General features: G+C 48.1%; 1 protein-coding gene. It reads right to left on the reverse strand.

Going from position 1 to position 1,087, the window contains the following annotated elements; translation table 11 throughout:
• Nucleotides 1-7: 7 nt before the first annotated feature.
• A protein-coding gene (locus ACT3T7_RS18390; protein ID WP_193057311.1) for an IS630 family transposase occupies nucleotides 8-1,022 on the reverse strand; the annotation gives its coding sequence in 2 pieces (ribosomal slippage) (nucleotides 8-623 and nucleotides 622-1,022; 1,017 coding nt in all).
• Between the last annotated feature and the right edge of the window lie 65 nt (nucleotides 1,023-1,087).

Below are 1,087 nucleotides of genomic sequence, written 5' to 3' on the forward strand. Positions count from 1 at the left end.
TAAGTGGTTACGCAAAAGTTATTGAGTAATCAGTGCCGTAACCATTGCATACGTTTTTGACCGCGTCACAAAGCTTATCGAACGAACTGTAGGCTGTTAACGGTAGCCACCGGTATTTGATTTCGCGCCAAAGGATTTCGATCAGGTTCAGCTCCGGCGAATACGGCGACAAATAGACCAAGTGAATGCGATGTGCCATCCAATCAAGAAGTTTGCGCTGAAATGCCCTGGAACGGTGCATTCTGGCATTATCCAGTATCACGACGGTGAAGGAGTCAGGGTCTTTATGTGCCGCAAACTGATCAAAGGCTTCTATAACGGTCTCAGTGGTCACAGAGTCGGTGGTCATGTGGTGAAAAAACTCACCTTTTCTGGTGAGAAAACCCAGTACATTCAGCCGTTTGCTATGTGGGTAGGCAGTGACTTCCCAAGGCTTGGCTATCGGGCTCCATGCATAAGGTAGTGACGATGATTGCGAGAAACCGGCCTCATCAAAGAAATAGAGATCGCACTTACCATCATCTTCCCACTCCTTCAATACATTGATCATCTCTTGCGTATGGCGGAAATCTGTTTCGTCACGCGGTGCCCTCAATGAGCGGCGTATCCGCTTACAGCTATAGCCTTTTTTTTAACGCGCGCCGCAACGTGTCCTGGCTGACGACGTTACCTGTCTTCTCTTGAAACCTGGCATGGAGGACAGGCAGTTGATGGGGATACTCTTCAACCAATTGCTCTAACACAGCAAGATCACTCTCGCTGAGAAGATGGGGGCGTCCTTCGCGAGGCTTGTCTTGAAGACCTTCAATACCGTCTGCTTCCCATTGGGATAACCACGTCGATACCGTATCGCGCTTAACCCCGATAATATCGCGAACCTGGTTAATCGTATGGCCTTTGTGGTTGAGCAGAATGGCGTGAGCCCGACGACGTAACGCTCTCTTTTCGCCGTACTGGTAGGCTTCATTTAAGAGACGTTGCTGGTCAGGTGTTAAAGAAACGAAACGTAAGCGCCGAGACATGGTTCTGTGTTTTACTCTGTTGGGTCTTTGTTCTTTATACACTATAATTTATGCATAATCACTTA

Source organism: Halomonas sp. 111, from assembly GCF_052379685.1.
GTDB classification, from domain to species: domain Bacteria; phylum Pseudomonadota; class Gammaproteobacteria; order Pseudomonadales; family Halomonadaceae; genus Vreelandella; species Vreelandella citrativorans.